The organism is Pseudomonas sp. EA_65y_Pfl1_P113 (assembly GCF_963970525.1).
Lineage (GTDB): Bacteria > Pseudomonadota > Gammaproteobacteria > Pseudomonadales > Pseudomonadaceae > Aquipseudomonas > Aquipseudomonas tritici.
On sequence record NZ_CAXAQM010000049.1, the window covers coordinates 18,712 to 35,375 of the forward strand.

A 16,664-nucleotide genomic window follows, 5' to 3' on the forward strand; every position below is an offset into this window, starting at 1 on the left:
AAATTCCTGACTATAAAAATAAGGGTTCACATCAACCCGCACGGACTAATGCCTTGAGCGACGCATCGAACTGCTTCAAGGCATCCAGTTGCACATCGCGCTGCCGCTCGATCTGCGCGGCAATCTCTGGCGCGGCCTTGTCACGTACCCACACCGATGGCACCTGCTTGTGCACCGAACCTTCGGCCTTGGCGATGTAGTGCAGGTTCGCCTCATAGAACCGCGCAATAAAATGCGCCTCGACCTGGTCATTACGCTGGGTCAACAGTTGGTTATGGGTATCGAGCATCACGACCACATCGGGGTGAGCCTGCACCAGGGCATCCAGGTTGTCGTAGACAGTCACCGACAAAAAACTGCCTTGCAGCGAGTTCATCAACCAATCAATGGCCAATTCCGGGTCGGAACTGTTGACGAACGCCTGGCGGATACGCACGTCGAGGGCATCCTTGGCGCCATTCAAGGCCATGTCGTGATAGCGTTCAAGGTAGCTGAGGTTGTCGCGGGTGTTATCGCTCAACAACACACCTACCGATTGCGTGTGCCGCAGGGAGTCTACGCTAATGACGATGGGTAGCAAATGGCTATCATCGGCGAGCGCGACGTTGTTCACGGCGACCGTGCCAAGCATCAGCATCATTAAAACAAGCTGAATAAATGTCCTCATCACGCATTTCCTTGAACAGCGTCTCGATGGGGGGGATTTTCCGCTTTTCCTGCAAAAACAGAACTTGCGATCCGTGATGGTGACTATTATCTGAACCGATAGTGCACTGATAAAACCTATAAGGACCACGCCATGAAGCCCCACCAGAAAACCTTCGACCGCATCCGCGAAGCCGTCCTGCCGGAGTTTCGCGAGCGGGTCGCCGATTACCTGGCCGACTATGAAAACGTACTGCAGGATGACGCGGCGGATACTGGACAAGTCACGGCCAGCGCCCAGCAACTACGCGGTTACCTGCGTGGCTTGAATACCACGCGGGTACTGGGCATGGCCGACTGGGAAGACCTCGACCGCCGCGTCTTGCACATCACTGAACGCTCTACAGTGCAGGGCGTTGTTGATTGACCCACGCCTGTACGGATGGCCGCTGCCACTGGCGCTGCGCGTAATCCACCAGTTCGGCGGGCACGCTGTCGCCGTTGAGGATCAGGCGGTTGAGCATTACCGCCAGGTCTACGTCCGCAATCGACCACTCGCCGAACAGGTACGCCGGGTTACCTGCCAACAGCGTTTGTGCCGCACTGATCAACTTCGCAGCGCCAGCTTCAGCCACGGATGAAAGGGGTGGCATTTTCTGCCCATAGAACACCACCATCGTCGAACGCTCCTGGCGAATCGGCAGCAAATCGCTGCGCAGCCACGCCTGCACCTGCCGCGCCCTCGCCCGCTGCTTGGGGTCGGCCGGGTATACCGGCGTTTCGGGGTAAGCCTGTTCAAGGTACTCAGTGATCGCCGAAGACTCCGACAGCGCAAAATCACCCTCTACCAAGGTCGGCACGCGCTGGGTCAGCGACAGTTGGGCGAAGTCGGCTGTCTGGTTCTGCGCAGCGTCCAGGTCGAGGGTGAGCGTATCGAACGCCAGGCCCTTTTCCTTCAAAGCCACGAACACCGACATCGCGTAAGGGCTGGTGTACACGTGATCAACATACAGGCGCAACGGACGCTGGCTCATAACGGCTCTCCTTGAATGGAACTCCACGCTACGAGATGTACGACGAGAAAGACAATGCGCTGTTTTTATGGGGGCATTCCTCGGCGGAATACCGGGCTAACCAGCAAACCCGCCCCTGTCCAGAAATGCACGTTCCTCATCCGTAGTCTGCCGGGCCAACACCTCATTACGATGGGGAAAGCGCCCGAAGCGCTGAATAATCTCAGCGTGTTCCTTGGCCCAATGGTAGGTGCTGGCGTCCAGTTGCTGGTTCAGGATCAGAGAGCGCTGCTGATCCGCCGGGTCCTCCGAATGTTCGAACGGCAGATAGCAGAACGCACGCAACGCCGGTTCGATCTGCCGGTCCAGCCCGGCGTCCACCATGCGCTGCGCATACAACCGCGCCAGCGGGTCGGTGGCGAACATGTGCGCGGTGCCACGAAAGGTATTGCGTGGGTATTGGTCGAGCAGGATCAGCAGCGCCAGCGCGCCCTGGGCCGAGTCCACCCAGCTTTCCAGTTCGCGCCGGGCGGCTTGCAGGTGGGCGGCATGGAAGGTGTCGCGGAACGTGGCGTCGAAGGCGTCGTCCTTGGCGAACCAGCGTTTGGGGCCGGCCTGTTTCCAGAAGTCGATGACGGATTGTGGGGTAGTCATGGTGAGGGGCCTACACAGCGATTTCGCTGAAGGTACCAGAATCCATAGGACGGCAAGGATCAATGAGGGAGCAACGAATCGCGGCAACGCGCAGATTAATGTTATACGATAACGCAAAATTTCCACCCAGCCCTGTGACCCCGTCTATGACCGATGCTGTTCCGCTACGCCAACGCCTGCTTTCCATCGACGCCCTGCGCGGCCTGGTGATCCTGTTCATGCTGCTGGACCACGTGCGCGAAACCTTCCTGCTGCACCGCCAGGTCAGCGACCCGATGACCATCGACAGCACCGAGCCCGCACTGTTTATCAGCCGCACCCTCGCCCACCTGTGCGCGCCAGTGTTTGTATTGCTCACGGGGTTGTCGGCCTGGCTATACGGCCAGAAATACCAGGGCCGCCGCGATGTCTCGGCGTTCCTGTTGAAGCGCGGGCTGTTCTTGGTGGTACTGGAATTTACCTTGGTCAACTTCGCCTGGACCTTCCAGCTGCCGCCCAGCGTGATCTATATGCAGGTGATCTGGGCGATTGGCGTGAGCATGATCGCCCTGGCCGCGCTGGTCTGGTTGCCGCGCCCGCTGTTGATCGGGGTGGCGGTGGTGATCATTGCCGGGCACAACCTGCTGGATGGGCTGCATTTCGATGCGGGTTCGGCGTTGCATATTCCGTGGACAATCCTGCATGAGCGCAACTGGATCGAAGTGGGCGACTCGCTGCGACTGCGCACCACTTATCCGGTGCTGCCGTGGATCGGTGTGATTGCCCTGGGTTACAGCTTGGGCCCGCTGTTTGCCAATGGCATGCAGCCGGCGTTTCGCCGACGTTATCTGTTGCTGGGCGGTGTGGGTGCGTTGGTGGGGTTTGTGGTATTGCGCACGGCAAATGGCTATGGCGAGAAGCCCTGGCAGGCGTATGACAGTGGCGTGCAGACGTTGATGAGCTTTTTCAACGTCACCAAGTACCCGCCATCGCTGTTGTTTTTGGCGCTGACGTTGGGGATTGGGTTGTTGCTGTTGCTGGCGTTCGAACGTGCGGGGCAGAAACGCTGGATTGGCGTGCTCGCCACGTTCGGGGCTGCGCCGATGTTCTTTTATTTACTGCATCTGTATGTGTTGAAAGTGCTGTATGTCATGTGTGTGGGGTTGTTTGGCCTGAACCATGGCAACTACTTTGGGTTCGACGGCATGGGCGCTATATGGCTAATGGCGCTGTTGTTGCCCCTGGCGCTCTACCTGCCAGTGCGCTGGTTCGCCGGGCTAAAAGCACGACGCCGGGACCTGGCCTGGCTCAAATACCTCTGACCTGACGCAGGCCCGCTCCCACATTTTTGACTGTGTTTGACTCAGGAATCAGGCCAGTTCGGCGCGCAGTTGACGGGCTGCCGTCACCAGGTGGATCAATGCCGCTTCCGTCTCCGGCCAACCTCGCGTCTTCAACCCACAATCCGGGTTCACCCACAACCGCTCCGCCGGAATCCGCTTCGCCGCCTTGCGCAACAGATTGGCCATCTCCGAAGCATCCGGCACGCGCGGCGAGTGGATGTCATACACGCCCGGCCCAATGTCATTCGGGTAAGCGAAGGCTTCAAACGCATCCAGCAACGCCATATCCGAACGTGAAGTCTCGATGGTGATCACGTCAGCATCCATCGCCGCGATGCTTTCGATCACATCGTTGAATTCGCTGTAGCACATGTGGGTGTGGATCTGGGTTTCGTCACGCACACCTGAGGCGCACAGGCGGAATACTTCGGTGGCCCAATTCAGATAAAACTGCCACTGCGCCTGGCGTAGCGGCAGGCCTTCGCGGAATGCGGCTTCGTCGATCTGCACGATCTTGATACCGGCGGCTTCCAGGTCCACCACTTCATCACGAATGGCGAGGGCCAATTGACGGGCCTGCGCTTCACGGCTCACGTCTTCGCGGGGGAACGACCACATCAGCATCGTCACCGGGCCGGTCAGCATGCCCTTCATCACCTTGCCTGTCAGGCCTTGGGCGTAGCGTATCCATTCGACGGTCATGGCTTTCGGGCGGCTCAAGTCGCCCACAATCACCGCCGGTTTCACGCAGCGCGAACCATAGCTCTGCACCCAGCCGAAGCGGGTGAATGCATAGCCGTCCAGTTGTTCGGCGAAGTACTCGACCATGTCGTTACGCTCGGCTTCACCGTGCACCAGCACGTCCAGGCCGAGGTTTTCCTGCACCTCCACGGCGTGCTTGATCTCGCTGTGCATGGCTTCGACGTATTCGGCTTCGCTCAGTTTTCCAGCCTTGTACGACTGACGCGCCAGGCGAATCGACGCGGTCTGCGGGAACGAACCGATGGTGGTGGTCGGGAACAGCGGCAGTTTGAGGCCAGCACGTTGCTTCTCGATGCGCTGGGCAAACAGTGACTGGCGCCGGCTGTCCTTGGCGGTGATCGCAGCCACACGGGCTTGCACCGCAGGTTTGTGGATACGCGGCGACGCGGCGCGGGCCGCTTGTACGGCGCGGCTCTCAGCCAGGGCCGCCAGTACGCTTGGCGCTTCTGGCGCGTCGACCGCACGTGCCAACACGGCAACTTCAGCGCACTTCTGCACGGCAAACGCCAGCCAGCTTTTCAGCTCAGTATCTAATTTGTCTTCACGGCCCACATCCACCGGGCTGTGCAACAGGGAACAGGACGGCGCAACCCACAAACGATCACCCAGTTTCTCATGGGCGTGCTGCAAGGTAGCCAAGGCCTTTTCCAGGTCGCAACGCCAGACGTTACGGCCGTTGACCACGCCCAGGGACAGCACCTTATACGCCGGCAGGCGGTCGAGGATGGTCGGGTACTGGTCCGGCGCACGCACCAGGTCGATGTGCAGGCCATCCACCGGCAAGTTGGCGGCCAAACCGAGGTTCTCTTCCAGGCCACCGAAGTAAGTCGCCACCAGCTTTTTCAACGGGTCGCGCTGGATCTGGTTGTAGGCACGTTCAAAGGCGTTTTTCCAATCCTGCGGCAGGTCCAGCACCAGGATCGGCTCGTCGATCTGTACCCATTCCACGCCCAGTTCTGCCAGGCGCTGGAAGATCTGGCCGTACAGCGGCAGCAAACGGTCAAGCAAATCGAGCTTGTCGAAGTCGCCGCCCTTGGCCTTGCCTAGCCACAGGTAAGTCAGCGGGCCGATCACCACCGGCTTGACGTTGTGGCCCAGTTCGCGGGCTTCCTGGACTTCTTCGAACAGTTGCTCCCAGCCCAAGTGAAACTGCTGATCCGCACTGAATTCAGGCACCAGATAGTGGTAATTGGTATCGAACCACTTGGTCATTTCCTGGGCGTGGGCACCGCCGCAGCAGCTGTCGCTGACACCACGGGCCATGCCGAACAGGGTCTGCAACGTGGCGTTGCCATCCGCCGGGCGGAACCGCTCCGGGATCACACCGAACATCAGTGAGTGGGTCAGTACCTGGTCGTACCAGGCGAAGTCGCCGGCTGGCAGCAGTTCAATGCCGGCCTGTTTTTGCAGGTCCCAGTGGATCTTGCGCAGGTCACGGCCAACGGCGCGCAGGCCGGCTTCGTCAAGTTCGCCCTTCCAGAACGCTTCCTGCGCTTTTTTCAATTCACGATCGCGTCCAATGCGCGGAAAACCAAGGGAATGAGCGACTGCCATGACTTACAACTCCAATGTCAATATTTATGGAGCCATTGTCGGCAGATGCAGACAGTGAGACAAACTCATTTTATTCGAGATGATCACAAGATCCGCTCATGTTGATAGGTAGTGAGCGGGCGACTCCCGCATTTGATCTTCTGGGTTTTCAGGGTTGTAATCGCGTGGGTATTTATCAAGAGTAGAATTTGCATGGATGCCGCCAACCACAGCCACTCCAGAAAATGCCAGGACACCCTTCCTTCCATACGTAAACTCGAACGACTTCCAGAACAGATCCGCGTGCTGGAAGCGCAGGCCGTCGCTGAAGGATTCAGATTCCTGACGCGCCTGGTGACCGAGTGGGATGACCACGCCAACCGATTCGAACAACCGGGCGAGTGCCTGTTGGGCGTATTTTGTGAAGGGACACTGGTTGCAATCGGCGGTCTTAACTGTGACCCCTATGCACCTCCAGGCACGGGACGACTACGTCGCGTCTACGTTGCGCCTGCCGTACGCGGTCGCAATGTCGGAAAAGCACTGGTGCAACAGCTGCTGGAACATGCCCGCGCGCAGTTCCAATCGGTTCGCCTGTCGACTGATACACCCGAAGCCGCAGCGTTTTATCTTCGCTGTGGCTTTCACCAAGTGGCGGATGACACGGCAACGCATGCAAAGGCACTGAAGGGCGACTGGGACGGGCACAGTCTGCACGGTTACTCAGATTAAACTGCGGGAGTTGTCGAGCTTCAGCGAGGCTGCGATGGCGGTGTGTCAGGCGGCATCTCTATCGGCAGTGCCACCGTCATCGCGGCCTCGCTGGGGCTAGACGGCTCCCACATTGGGTTTCGCGGTGTTTGGAAGGTGTTTACATCAATGGAATCGAATAACTCACGAACAGCCGATTCTGGTCCTGATCCCGTGCGACCTCGCTGCGCGAAACCCCATTACGCCAGCCAAACCCAACGTTCTTGAACGTACCGCTCTGCACCACGTAATCCAGGGAAATATCCCGCTCCCACTCGCTCGCGTCATTACCGCTGGTGGTGAGGATATGCTCGCCCTTCAAGTACATGAGCGACGCCTTCAAGCCAGGCACCCCGAGCGAAGCGAAGTCATAGGCATATTGCGCAAACGCCGTGCGCTCACCGGCCTGGATGAAGGTCTGCACGGTGCGGTCGGTGTAGAGGTACAGGCTGGAACCACCCTCCCCTTTATTCACCAAACCGCCCTGGTTGAGTTGGGCGAAGTTGCTGTCGTCCGAGACTTGCTGGTAACCGGCAGTAATCGCGTGTGGGCCCAGGGAATAGATGAACGCCGCGCTCCAGGTGTTGTTGTCGATTTCACCGGTGCCGCTCTTGGTATAACCGCCAAGTTTGTAGCCTTCGGCACGACCGGCGACGGTGCTGTTTTTGCCGTCGGACGTGGTCTTGAAGTAACGCAGGTCAGTCTTCAGCGAACCGTATTCGCCGAGCGGCAACACGTGGATCAGCCCGGCAAAGTGCTGCTGGTAATAATCCTCAAGGTTGGCGTAGTAGTACTGGACCATCAGGTCCTTGGTTAGCTGGTAGTCGGCACCGGCATAGTTGAATTTATTGCTTTCCTGAGTGCCACCGGCCGCGGCCAGGCCGCTGCGATCACTGGAGCCTCGACCGGTGGTGTGTTGCAGTTGGCCGCCGACCAGGGTCAGGTTGTCGATGTCCTTGCTGGTGATTTGCCCGCCTTCGAACGACTGCGGTAACAGGCGGCCGTCGTTGCTCACCAGGATCGGCAGGTTCGGCCGCAGGTAACCGTAGCGCGCCTCGGTCTTGGCAAAACGCGCCTTAGCGGTGGCACCGCCACGGCTCCAGCTATCGGCGGCCTTACCGTCGTCGTTGGGGATCATCGAGCTGCCCACATGGCGGCCGGCGCCGCTGTCGAGGGTCAGGCCGAGCATGCCGACCGCATCCAGGCCAAACCCCACAGTGCCATCGGTAAAGCCTGACTGATAGTTGAGGATCAACGCCTGGCCCCACTCTTCAGTCTTCGACGGTGCGGCGGCGCCGTCACGGTTGTCGTTGTTGAAGTAGAAGTTGCGCATGCTCACGTTGGCTTTACTGTCACTCAAGAAATCAGCCGAAGCCAAGGGGCTCAGGGCAATGCCCAGGCCGCCGGTCAATACGCTTAATATATTCAAAGTGGCTTTCATCAGGACGAACTCCGGCGCGGAATCCAAGTTCCGGGCGCAAAAAATGGGCAGCAGGAAGCACGCGGCCAAACTCGGGTTGGCCGGTGCGTTAACTAACATTTACGACTTCGTTGCGCGAAGTGAACCTCCGTAAAACCTCAGTCAATCAAGCCATGAGCGTCATAAAACGGGTACGGCCCCGGGTAGTCCCCGAACACGCCGTTATGGCTGATCAAACCTTGTTGCGCCTCCCAGTGATGCAACAAATAGCCCGCCGGTTCCAGGTTGAAATGCGCGGGCGCCGCTTCTTGCAAATCCAGCACGATCTGGTGAGACGTGCCGGGACACACACAACTCAAGCTACCGCCGAAACGTCGCTGCATCGGCCGATGCAGATGCCCGCACAACAGCCGCTCCACTTGCGGATGGCGTGCGACGACCTGCTCCAGGCCGGCGGCGTTGATGAAGGGTTCGCGGTCCATATGGCCGATGCCGCTGATGAACGGCGGGTGGTGCAGGATCAGCAAGGTGGGGGCATCAGGACGCCGCGCCAGTTGCTCATCAAGCCACTGCAATTGGCTGTCCAGCAACTGCCCGCCATGGCCGCCGGGAATGGTGGAGTCGAGGCCGATCAGGCGCAGCGGATACTCGTCCACCACCCAGTCCAACGGGCCATCTGCCGACATTGGCAAATAAGGATGGTCACGGAACGCCTCCAGCAACGGCCCGCGTGTGTCATGGTTGCCAGGCACCAGGTAGCAGGGCATGTGCAGGCGTGCCAGTTCGGGGTGCAGCACGGCGTATTCATCGGCGCGACCGAAGTCCACCAAGTCACCGCTGATCACCACGATATCGGGCCGTGGGTGGCTGGCGTTCAAGTGGTCGACGGCGCGGCGCAACGCACCCAGGGTATCCACGACGCCGTAAGTCAGGCGCTGGCCGGCTTTGAGGTGCAGGTCGCTGATCTGCGCGACGAGAAACGGACGATTCACAATAGATTCTCAAGCATTCAGGGTGAACAACATGTGCGGCGCAACCGCCAGGGAAATCGGCGCGCCGACGGCGTACAGCTGGTTGTCGCTGCTGTCGACCAACAGCGGTTGCGGGCCGCCGACATCCACCAACAGGCGGCTTTGCGCGCCCTGGAAAAACTGCGCCAGCAGATGGCCGTGCAGGTGCCCCTCGCCCTCCATCACCCGCAGGTGTTCGGGGCGGCAGTAGACCGTGCCCGGCAGGTTGGCTTCGTGCCACGGCAACTCGCCGCCGCAGACTTTCAAGCCATGGGCCGACGGTTCAATCACCGCGAACGCATTGAGGTTGCCGACAAAACCCGCGACGAAGGCGTTGGCCGGTTTCTGGTAGATGTCCCGTGGGCTGGCCAACTGGGCGACGCGACCGTGTTCCATCACCAGGATGCGATCGCCCAGCGCCATGGCTTCACCCTGGTCGTGGGTGACGAACACCGACGTAATGCCGAGCCCGCGCAGCAGTTCATTCAACTCGCTGCGCAGGCGTTCGCGCAGTTGCGCGTCCAGCGCCGCCAGAGGTTCATCCAGCAATAAAACCTTGGGGCGCGGCGCCAACGCACGGGCCAAGGCCACGCGCTGACGCTGACCGCCGGAGAGTTCATGGATGCTACGCTTGCCGTGGTTCTGCAAACCCACCAGTTCCAGCAGTTCGTCACAACGCTTGTTGCGCTCCGGTGCCGACATGCCGCGAATTTTCAGGCCGTAGACGATATTGCCCGCCACATCCAAGTTGGGAAACAGCGCATAGTTCTGAAACACCATACCCACATCGCGCCGCTCGATGGGCAGGCGGGTCACGTTCTGGTCACCGAAAAACACCTGGCCCACATCCGGGCGCTCCAAGCCGGCAATCAGGCGCAGCGTGGTGGTTTTGCCACAGCCGGACGGGCCAAGGATCGCCAGGGTTTCGCCGCCTTCGACGGTCAGGTTCAAGTCATGCACGGCCACGGTGCCATCGGCGAACGCCTTGCGACAACCTTGCAGGCAGATAGTGATAGCGGTCATCGACGCTCTCCACGGGACAAACGGGCACTGATGGCCTGCAGTGCAATCAGCAGCGGCACGATCATCAGCAAAAAGATAAGGGTGTAGGCGCTGGCGATTTCCAGACGCGCCGAGGCGTAGCTGTCGGCCAGGCCGACGGGCAAGGTTTTGGTCATCGGCGTGTGCAGCATCCAGGTCAGGTTGAATTCACCCAGGGACAAGGTGACCACCATCAGCACACCCGCCAGAATCCCCGCCCGGCAGTTGGGCACCACCACGCTGAAAAAGCGCTTGATCGGCCCCGCACCTAGGCTGGCCGCCGCCTCCTCCAGCACCGGCAATTGCTGACGCTGCATCACCGCCATCACCGGGCGTACCAGGAACGGCAAAGTGAACAGCACATGGCCGACGAGGATGAACAGCCAACTGCTGCGAAAGCTGCCGAACTGGCCGTAGGTCAGCAGCAAGGCCAGCGCACTCGCCAGGCCGGGCATGGCCACCGGCAGCACCATCAACTCTTCGAAGGCGCGGCTGAAGCGGTTGTTCATGCGCACCAAGGCGTAGGCTGCCGGCACACCGATGACACAGACGCACACCGCGCAGGCCAAGGCCAACTGCAGCGACAGCCACACAGTCGGCGAATAGGCCTGCCACACCTGAATAACCCAATCGAAGGTCAAGCCACTGGACACACCCACGAAAAAGTTGCGGGTCAGCCCGGCCAGCAACGACATCAGCACCGGCACCAGCATGAAGGCGCACACCAGCAGGGTGAACAGCAGTTGAATCACAAACAGCGATGAGCGTTTCACAGCACAGTCCCCGCGTTTTTCACCAGGCGTCGCGTGAGCAGCAACACCGCCCAGGTCACCGCACCGAGTACCACCGACAGCGCAGCGGCGACGGCAAAATTGGCGTAGTTGGTGAATACATTGTAGATCGCCACCGGGGTGACATTGAGCCGCGTGCCTAAGGTAAAGGCGGTGCCGAAAGCGCCCATGGACGTGGCAAAGCAGATCGCCCCACAGGACGCCAACGCGGGTGCCAAACCGGGCACGATCACGTCGCAGACCACGCGCCAGTGCCCTGCGCCCAGTGAATGCGCGGCCTCCTCCAGGCTGCGGTCGAGGCTTTCGCAGGCGGCCATTACCGTGAGAATTACTCGCGGAATCGAGAAGTACAGGTAGCCCACAAACAGCCCCGCCAACGAGTAGGCGAAGATCCAACGTTCACCGGCCAGTTGCAGGCCCAGGGCGGCAAACAGACCTTGGCGCCCTGCTAACAGAATCACCAGAAAGCCCACCACCACGCCGGGAAAGGCCAAAGGAAAAGTGAGCAACGCCACCAGCGCCGAGCGCCCGAAGAACTGCTGTCGGGCGAGGAATACGCCGCTGATGCCGCCGATCACTAACGCGACCAACGTCACCAGCACCGCCAGGATCAGGGTTTGCCCAAGGCTGCCCAGGTACTGCGCGCTGCTGAGCACCTGCCAATAGCCGCTGCCACTGCTGTCGCGGCTCTCGGCGCCAAGCATCATCAGGTGTGCCAGCGGCAACAACCAGAACGCGAGCAGTACTGCAAAAGCCGGGGCCAGCGCCCAGGCTGCATGTCTTGCCGATGCGGCCACTTACTTGACCTCGTTAAGGTATCGGGCAGCGAAGGCTTCCTGCACAGCGGCCATTTTTTCGTAGTCCACCACACCGGCACGGGCGTAGTCGCTGTCCGGGAGGAACTGCGCGGCCACGTCAGCCGGCATTTTCATTGGCCGCACCGGGCGCAAGTAAGCCTTGGCCCAAAGCGCCTGGCCTTCGTCCGACAGCACGAAGTCGAGGACTTTTTCGGCATTGGCGCGGTGTGGTGCATTGGCGACCAGGCTCATCACGTAGGGCACGCTGATGCTGCCTTCTTTCGGAATCACGAAGGCGACGTTGGCGTTGTCTTTGTAGCGCGCGCGGTAGGCGTTGAAGTCGTAGTCCACCAGGATCGGCAATTCGCCGGACAGCACCCGCGCATAGGCGGTTTGCTTGGGCACGATGGGGGCGTTTTTCGCGAGTTTCTGGAAGTAATCGATGGCCGGGGCAAAGTTGTCCAGGTCGCCGCCCATGGCGCGGTTGATCGCCACTGCCGACACGTAGCCGACGAAAGCACTGGACGGGTCAAGGTAACCGACCATGCCTTTGTATTCCGGTTTGAGCAGGTCAGCCCAGCTTTGCGGCACCGGCAAACCACCGAGCGCGTCGACATTGACCATGATGCCCAAGGTGCCGGAGTGGATCGCGAACCAATGCCCGGCCGGGTCTTTCAGGCCAGCGGGGATCTGCTCCCAGGCCTTGGGTTTGTAGGTGTCGACCACACCGGCTTTTTGCGCCTGCAGGCCGAAGGTCACGCCGTAGTAGACGACATCGGCGACCGGTGCGGCTTTTTCGGCTACCAACTGCGCCAAGGACTGGCCGGAGTTCTTGTTGTCCAGCGGCACCTGCACGCCGGTGCTGGCGGCGATGGCCTTGAGCTGGGTGCCCCAATCGGCCCAGTCCGGCGGGCAGTTGTAGCAGATCGCGGTTTCGGCGGACTGGGCCACGCTGGCCGCACCGCACAGCAACAGGGCTGCCAGGGTTTTACTGAGTGCGCGCATCAAGGGTCTCCTCGTAGGGTTGAGTACTTTCGCCAGGCCGGATATGGCAAGGCAGGCAATGGGACGTCGGAGCATTGCCGACGATTTGCGCCAGCAGTTGGTCAATCACGGTGCTGGCCAACAGCGCAATGGGCTGCACCACGCTGCACAGGGTCGGGTGCATCTGGGTGCCGAGGCTGATGCCGTCGAAGCCCATCACCGAAAGCTGTTGGGGCACGTTCCAGGCGTTGCGACGCAGTTCGGCGATCAGGCTGATCGCCAGGAAATCGTTGGAGCACACCAAGGCGGTGGGTGCATCGTCGCCGTGGAGGAAAGGTTCGATGGCGGCGAATTCAGCCTGGGTGTGGGCCGGCATTTCGATCACCGGACGGCTCTTGAGGCCGTATTCCTGCATGGCATCGCAGTAGCCGGCATAGCGCAGGCGAGCGCGGTCCGATTGCAACGCGGGGCCGGCGACCATGCTGATGCGCCGGTGCCCGGCTTCGAGTAAATACCGCGTGGCCATGGCCATGCCGGCCCGGTTGTCGACCGACACCGCGCTGTAATTGGGGTTGCTCGGTTGGTGATAGGCCAATACGAACGGGGTTTTCTCGGTGTTCAGGCTGCTGAGCACGACGTTGCTTTCGGCATCTGTGACCGTCAGCACCAGGCCGTCGACGCGCTGGCGGAGCAACTCTTCCACCACAATGCTTTCGCGTTCGCTGCTGTAGTCGGTGGTCGCCAGCAACAGGCTGTAGCCGCGCGAACGTGCCGCGCGCTCCATGGCCTGGAACTGTTCAGCGAACACCGGGTTGAGCAGGTTGGGCACCACCACACCGATCAACTGGGTGGTTTGCAGGCGCAATTGGCGACCCAGCAGATTAGGACGAAAGCCCAGCTCGCGGGCGGCGGCAAACACCTGCTCACGCGTCGCCGGGCGCACCTGGTCGGGGGAAGCAAAAGTGCGGGCGGCGGTGGCGCGGGATACGCCAGCCAGCCGTGCGACGTCTTTCAGGTCAGTCATGGTTACTCGCTTGAGATCGATCTCATTGGCGAGGACAGTACCGGGAGAATGTGGCATTCCGGCGGTAAGGAGATGACAGTTTGATGGCACCTGACTTGCTATACACAGATCAAAATGTGGGGTATGCCCATAGATGGTCATACTCCCCAGGTATTATTGAAAACCAAGGGCAGCAAATTCCGCCCACTAACCTTTCGATCTGATCCAAGTGCGGGCACAATGCGTGTCCTTTTTTGGCAGGCACCGCCGCAGGCTCTCAAAAATGATCAAAACGCCGTACTACCTCATCGATAAACAGAAACTTCTGGTCAACATGCAGAAGATTGCTTATGTGCGCGAGCAGTCCGGCGCCAAGGCGTTGCTGGCGCTCAAGTGCTTTGCCACCTGGTCGGTGTTCGACCTGATGCAGCAGTACATGGACGGCACCACCTCGTCGTCGCTGTATGAATTGAAGCTCGGCCGCCAGAAATTCGAAGGTGAAGCGCACGCCTACAGTGTGGCCTGGGCCGACGATGAAATCGAAGAGATGCTGGACAACTGCGACAAGATCATCTTCAACTCGATCAGCCAGCTGCAGCGCTTTGCCGAACGTTCCGAAGGCAAGACCCGTGGCCTGCGCGTGAACCCGCAGGTGAGCAGCTCCGACTACCTCCTGGCCGACCCGGCGCGCCCGTTTAGCCGCCTCGGCGAATGGGACCCGGTGAAGATCGACGGCGTCATTGATCAGATCTCCGGCTTCATGTTCCACAACAACTGCGAGAACGGCGATTTCAGCCTGTTCGACAAAATGCTCGGCACCATCGAAGAACGCTTCGGCGCGCTGCTGCACAAGGTCGAGTGGGTCAGCCTTGGCGGCGGCATCCATTTCACCGGCGAAGACTATGCCGTGGACGCGTTCTGCGCGCGCTTGAAGGCGTTCTCCGAGAAGTACGGCGTGCAGGTCTACCTGGAACCGGGCGAAGCGGCAATCACCAACAGCGCCTCCCTCGAAGTCACCGTGCTCGACACTCTCTACAACGGCAAAAACCTCGCCGTGGTAGACAGCTCCATCGAAGCCCACCTGCTGGACCTGCTGATCTATCGCCTCAACGCCAAGCTGGCACCGAGCGAGGGTGAACACACCGTCATGGTGTGCGGCAAATCCTGCCTGGCCGGGGACATCTTCGGCGAGTATCAATTTGATCGTCCGCTGGCCATCGGCGATCGGCTGTCGTTCATCGACACCGCGGGCTACACCATGGTCAAGAAAAACTGGTTCAACGGCCTGAAAATGCCGTCCATCGTAGTGAAACAACTCGACGGTACAGTCGAAGTGGTTCGTGAATTTGGTTACGACGACTACCTGTCCAGCCTTTCGTAAGCTGGCGGATAAAGGAGAGATAAAGCAATTGAAAAAGAACGTTCTTATCATTGGTGCAGGAGGTGTCGCCAAGGTGGTGGCCCACAAGTGCGCGCAGCACAACGACGAACTCGGTCGTATTGCTATCGCGTCGCGCAACATCTCCAAATGCCAGGCCATCATCGACAGCGTCAAGGCCAAGGGTAGCCTCAAGGTTCCCGCCGACATCCAGGCCTTCGCGCTGAACGCCCTGGACGTGGAAGCGACCAAGGCCCTGATCCGCGAGACCGAATCGCAGATCGTCATCAACGTGGGTTCCGCGTTCCTCAACATGTCGGTACTGCGTGCCTGCATCGACACGGGCGTTGCGTACCTCGACACCGCGATCCACGAAGAGCCGGGCAAGGTCTGCGAGACCCCGCCGTGGTACGGCAACTACGAATGGAACCACCTGGAAGAGTGCAAACAGAAGAACATCACCGCCATCCTTGGCGTGGGCTTCGACCCAGGTGTCGTCAACGCGTACGCCGCGCTGGCGCAGCAACAGCATTTCGACCGCATTGACTCGATCGACATCCTCGACGTCAATGCCGGCTCCCATGGCAAATACTTCGCCACCAACTTCGACCCGGAAATCAACTTCCGCGAGTTCACCGGACAGGTATGGAGCTGGCAGAACAGCCAGTGGACCAGCAACACCATGTTCGAAGTCAAACGCACCGACGACCTGCCGGTCGTCGGTTCGCAGAACCTTTACCTCACCGGCCACGATGAAGTGCACTCACTGTCGAAAAACCTCGACGTGCCCAACGTGCGCTTCTGGATGAGCTTCGGCGAACACTACATCAACGTGTTCACCGTACTGAAAAACCTCGGCCTGCTCTCCGAGAAGCCGGTCACCACCGCCGAAGGCCTGGAAGTCGTGCCGCTGAAACTGGTCAAGGCCGTACTGCCCGACCCGTCTTCGCTCGCGCCGGGCTACACCGGCAAGACCTGCATCGGCGACCTGGTCAAAGGCACCAAGGACGGCCAGCCGCGTGAGATGTTCATCTACAACGTGGCGTGCCATGAAGAAGCCTTTGCCGAGACAGACAGCCAGGGCATCTCGTACACCGCAGGCGTTCCCCCCGTAGCCGCTGCGCTGCTGGTAGCGCGCGGTGAGTGGGATGTGAAGCACATGGCCAACGTCGAGGAACTGCCCGCTGAGCCGTTCCTGAAAGCGCTGGACGTGATGGGGTTGCCGACTCGTATTAAAGACGAGAACGGTGATCGGGCTTGGAACGCGATTGCCTGAATAGGCGATAGCTGACCACAAAAAAATGCGCCCCGAGGGGCGCATTTTTTGTTGGGACTCACATAACTCCCAAAGAGCAATGAAAGTCAAAATGTGGGAGCTGGCACTGCGCCCCAGATTCTCGGATATTTCTCACAACTGTTTCAGGTTGTCGCTCGGGTCGCGGTAGGGACGGCAATTACCTGCCGCCCCCCGCACAGATCCGTACGTGCGGAACTACCGCATACGGCTCCTGCCTCGGGTATGTGACGCGAAGCGATCCTCAGGGTAAGGATGTGCATTTCT

16 protein-coding genes are annotated in these 16,664 nt (G+C 60.1%); 5 read left to right on the forward strand and 11 right to left on the reverse strand.

All coding sequences use genetic code 11. The features are described from left to right. Positions 1-31: 31 nt before the first annotated feature. Positions 32-667 (reverse strand): ATPase, encoded by a 636-nt coding sequence (locus AACY52_RS26515; RefSeq protein WP_339560976.1) that lies wholly within the window; start codon positions 665-667, stop codon positions 32-34. A gap of 132 nt (positions 668-799) precedes the next feature. Between AACY52_RS26515 and AACY52_RS26520 the strand changes: the two genes are divergently transcribed. Continuing rightward, a complete protein-coding gene (locus tag AACY52_RS26520; protein ID WP_339421311.1) occupies positions 800-1,072 on the forward strand; it encodes a hypothetical protein in 273 nt (90 codons plus the stop codon). Here AACY52_RS26520 and yfcF read toward each other — a convergent pair. Together yfcF and AACY52_RS26530 are read right to left on the reverse strand one after the other, a co-directional pair. Next, positions 1,047-1,679, reverse strand: a complete 633-nt coding sequence (gene yfcF / locus AACY52_RS26525) for a glutathione transferase (protein WP_339421310.1) — start codon at positions 1,677-1,679, stop codon at positions 1,047-1,049. The genes AACY52_RS26520 and yfcF overlap by 26 nt on opposite strands. Positions 1,680-1,775: 96 nt before the next feature. Continuing rightward, entirely contained in the window at positions 1,776-2,312 is a 537-nt protein-coding gene (locus AACY52_RS26530) for a DUF924 family protein (protein ID WP_339506121.1), read from the reverse strand. Positions 2,313-2,458: 146 nt separating this feature from the next. Here AACY52_RS26530 and AACY52_RS26535 point away from each other — a divergent pair, with 146 nt between their 5' ends. Next, the gene (locus AACY52_RS26535; protein ID WP_339456351.1) at positions 2,459-3,613 is read left to right on the forward strand and encodes a DUF1624 domain-containing protein; all 1,155 of its coding nucleotides are present in this window, start codon (positions 2,459-2,461) and stop codon (positions 3,611-3,613) included. Between the two features lie 48 nt (positions 3,614-3,661). Here the strand turns inward: AACY52_RS26535 and metE are convergent, their stop codons facing one another. Next, positions 3,662-5,950, reverse strand: coding sequence for a 5-methyltetrahydropteroyltriglutamate--homocysteine S-methyltransferase (gene metE / locus AACY52_RS26540; protein WP_339560977.1), 2,289 nt, complete (start codon positions 5,948-5,950; stop codon positions 3,662-3,664). 192 nt (positions 5,951-6,142) lie between these two features. Here metE and AACY52_RS26545 point away from each other — a divergent pair, with 192 nt between their 5' ends. Beyond that, positions 6,143-6,661 (forward strand): GNAT family N-acetyltransferase, encoded by a 519-nt coding sequence (locus tag AACY52_RS26545; protein ID WP_339428502.1) that lies wholly within the window; start codon positions 6,143-6,145, stop codon positions 6,659-6,661. Between the two features lie 139 nt (positions 6,662-6,800). Here AACY52_RS26545 and AACY52_RS26550 read toward each other — a convergent pair whose 3' ends face one another. The 7 genes from AACY52_RS26550 to AACY52_RS26580 form a co-directional block, all read right to left on the reverse strand. Further along, a complete protein-coding gene (locus tag AACY52_RS26550; protein ID WP_339428501.1) occupies positions 6,801-8,120 on the reverse strand; it encodes an OprD family porin in 1,320 nt (439 codons plus the stop codon). Positions 8,121-8,257: 137 nt separating this feature from the next. Next, on the reverse strand, positions 8,258-9,091 hold the full coding sequence (locus tag AACY52_RS26555) for a phosphodiesterase (RefSeq protein WP_339420796.1): 834 nt from the start codon (positions 9,089-9,091) through the stop codon (positions 8,258-8,260). Positions 9,092-9,100: 9 nt separating this feature from the next. After that, on the reverse strand, positions 9,101-10,132 hold the full coding sequence (locus AACY52_RS26560) for an ABC transporter ATP-binding protein (protein ID WP_339420798.1): 1,032 nt from the start codon (positions 10,130-10,132) through the stop codon (positions 9,101-9,103). After that, positions 10,129-10,923, reverse strand: coding sequence for an ABC transporter permease subunit (locus AACY52_RS26565; RefSeq protein ID WP_339428500.1), 795 nt, complete (start codon positions 10,921-10,923; stop codon positions 10,129-10,131). Before AACY52_RS26565 ends, AACY52_RS26560 begins: the two co-directional genes overlap by 4 nt. Beyond that, a complete protein-coding gene (locus AACY52_RS26570; RefSeq protein ID WP_339420802.1) occupies positions 10,920-11,738 on the reverse strand; it encodes an ABC transporter permease in 819 nt (272 codons plus the stop codon). Before AACY52_RS26570 ends, AACY52_RS26565 begins: the two co-directional genes overlap by 4 nt. Continuing rightward, entirely contained in the window at positions 11,739-12,743 is a 1,005-nt protein-coding gene (locus AACY52_RS26575; RefSeq protein WP_339428499.1) for an ABC transporter substrate-binding protein, read from the reverse strand. Then, complete coding sequence (locus tag AACY52_RS26580; RefSeq protein WP_339420806.1) at positions 12,727-13,746, reverse strand: LacI family DNA-binding transcriptional regulator; 1,020 nt, start codon at positions 13,744-13,746, stop codon at positions 12,727-12,729. Before AACY52_RS26580 ends, AACY52_RS26575 begins: the two co-directional genes overlap by 17 nt. Before the next feature lie 262 nt (positions 13,747-14,008). Here AACY52_RS26580 and AACY52_RS26585 point away from each other — a divergent pair, with 262 nt between their 5' ends. Continuing rightward, positions 14,009-15,106: a carboxynorspermidine decarboxylase gene (locus AACY52_RS26585; protein ID WP_339428498.1), complete on the forward strand. Its 1,098-nt coding sequence runs from the start codon at positions 14,009-14,011 to the stop codon at positions 15,104-15,106. Positions 15,107-15,134: 28 nt separating this feature from the next. Further along, positions 15,135-16,379 (forward strand): saccharopine dehydrogenase family protein, encoded by a 1,245-nt coding sequence (locus AACY52_RS26590; RefSeq protein ID WP_339420810.1) that lies wholly within the window; start codon positions 15,135-15,137, stop codon positions 16,377-16,379. Positions 16,380-16,664: the final 285 nt, after the last annotated feature.

Coding starts and splice junctions, on each gene's coding strand:
- AACY52_RS26580 (WP_339420806.1), bottom strand. CDS start 13,746: ATGACTGACCTGAAAGACGTCGCACGGCTGGCTGGCGTATCCCGCGCC.
- AACY52_RS26535 (WP_339456351.1), top strand. CDS start 2,459: ATGACCGATGCTGTTCCGCTACGCCAACGCCTGCTTTCCATCGACGCC.
- AACY52_RS26560 (WP_339420798.1), bottom strand. CDS start 10,132: ATGACCGCTATCACTATCTGCCTGCAAGGTTGTCGCAAGGCGTTCGCC.
- AACY52_RS26515 (WP_339560976.1), bottom strand. CDS start 667: ATGAGGACATTTATTCAGCTTGTTTTAATGATGCTGATGCTTGGCACG.
- metE (WP_339560977.1), bottom strand. CDS start 5,950: ATGGCAGTCGCTCATTCCCTTGGTTTTCCGCGCATTGGACGCGATCGT.
- AACY52_RS26575 (WP_339428499.1), bottom strand. CDS start 12,743: ATGCGCGCACTCAGTAAAACCCTGGCAGCCCTGTTGCTGTGCGGTGCG.
- AACY52_RS26585 (WP_339428498.1), top strand. CDS start 14,009: ATGATCAAAACGCCGTACTACCTCATCGATAAACAGAAACTTCTGGTC.
- AACY52_RS26545 (WP_339428502.1), top strand. CDS start 6,143: ATGGATGCCGCCAACCACAGCCACTCCAGAAAATGCCAGGACACCCTT.
- yfcF (WP_339421310.1), bottom strand. CDS start 1,679: ATGAGCCAGCGTCCGTTGCGCCTGTATGTTGATCACGTGTACACCAGC.
- AACY52_RS26520 (WP_339421311.1), top strand. CDS start 800: ATGAAGCCCCACCAGAAAACCTTCGACCGCATCCGCGAAGCCGTCCTG.
- AACY52_RS26550 (WP_339428501.1), bottom strand. CDS start 8,120: ATGAAAGCCACTTTGAATATATTAAGCGTATTGACCGGCGGCCTGGGC.
- AACY52_RS26530 (WP_339506121.1), bottom strand. CDS start 2,312: ATGACTACCCCACAATCCGTCATCGACTTCTGGAAACAGGCCGGCCCC.